Raw genomic sequence first — 1,566 nt, forward strand, 5'->3', positions numbered from 1 at the left:
TAAATCTCGGGATGCGGCTCCGACTATACCGGGGTTTCCGTCCCCTTGCGGGGAAAAGGTAGGGATCAACGCTATTTAAGCACCTCGAAACCGGAGTCTCTTACGGGGCGTTTCCGTCCCCTTGCGGGGAAAAGGTAGGGATCAACCCTACCCTCGGAAAAGCCTGAATTCATGAGGTTTTCAAGGTGCGTTCGCGAGGGAGTACGGAGATTCCTCGACACAGATATTAACATTGTCCTCGCGGCCAAGCGCAAGCGGGGAAATTGAGCTTGGTACGGCCATTATGTCACGTTTTTGGGCCAATCGGGGCAAAAGATCTAAAGTTTCCCTTAAAATCTTGTGCCGGCAGAGTCAGCTAGAAATCGCAGGAGCCCCGCCCTCTGTCCGTAGGACGAGGGTCGGGAGGAATGCGGAAGTTATGATAGAACCATGACCCAAGTCCTGACCGTCTCCTGCAAGCTCAAGGTGTCCCAGTCGCAAGCCGCCAAATTGGACGCGACGATGGAGGCTTTTGGCCAAGCCTTGAACTGGGTCAACCAGAACACGCCGGAGAAAGTCGCCAACGCCGTTAAGCTCCAGTCTCTGTGCTACCGCGAAATCCGGGCCCGGTTCGGCTTGTCCAGTAACTTGGCCCAGCAGGTCTGCAGACGGCTGGCCGGCGCCCGTAAAGTTGCCCGACAGAAAAACCGCCCCGTCAAAGTGTTCAAGGGTGGCTTCGCTACCTACGATGCACGTATCTTTTCGTTCCGCGAGAAAGACTGGACGGTGTCGCTGACCACGGTGGAGGGTCGAGAGCGCTTTGAGCTGGCGATTGGCCGTTACCAGAGAGAACGGCTGGCGGGCTCCAATCCCAAATCTGCCACTCTGGTCAAGCGTAAAGACGGCTCCTACTCCATTCAAATCTGTGTGGAAGCGGAGCCATCCCCACCGCAACGCACGGATAGAGTGTTGGGGGTGGATTTGGGCAGGACGGATATTGCTCATACATCGGAAGGAGATAACTGGAATGGACAGCAGCTGAACAAAGTCCGAGACCATTACTCGCGGTTGAGGGCGGTACTCCAACGCAAAGCCAGTAAGGGCACACGCAGTTCGCGACGCAGATGCCGTCAACTGCTGCAACGGCTGTCTGGCAAGGAGAGGCGCTTTCAGGCGTGGGTCAATCATCGCATCTCCAAAGCTATTGTCTCTAGGGCAAAGACCACAAACAGCGCTATTGCCCTGGAAGACCTGACAGGGATTCGGGAAAGGGTCAATCAACAGCCACGAGGTAAGACAGAGTGCAGGCGGGCCAATAGTTGGGCATTCTACCAGCTCAGGATGTTCGTGGCCTACAAGGCTGCCATCGCCGGAGTACCTGTGGTACTGGTGTCGCCCGCCTACACGTCGCAGACCTGCCACCGGTGTTTGCACATCCATCCCGATCCTACGCAATCCTATCGCAGTGGTAAGTCGTTCAAGTGTGGGCACTGTGGATGGGAAGGGGATGCGGATTTGAATGGTGCGAATGTGATTGCGCTCTTGGGGGCTGTCGTAAACCAGCCTGGAGGTCCGGGCTTGTTTTGT

General features: G+C 56.2%; 1 protein-coding gene. It reads left to right on the forward strand.

The genetic code is table 11. The annotated features are described in order from the left end of the window. Nucleotides 1-429 precede the first annotated feature (429 nt). A partial coding sequence (locus SYN63AY4M2_RS03795; RefSeq protein ID WP_099887220.1) for an RNA-guided endonuclease TnpB family protein occupies nt 430-1,566 on the forward strand: 1,137 nt, incomplete at its 3' end.

It is taken from the genome of Synechococcus sp. 63AY4M2 (genome assembly GCF_002760475.1).
Classification (GTDB): domain Bacteria; phylum Cyanobacteriota; class Cyanobacteriia; order Thermostichales; family Thermostichaceae; genus Thermostichus.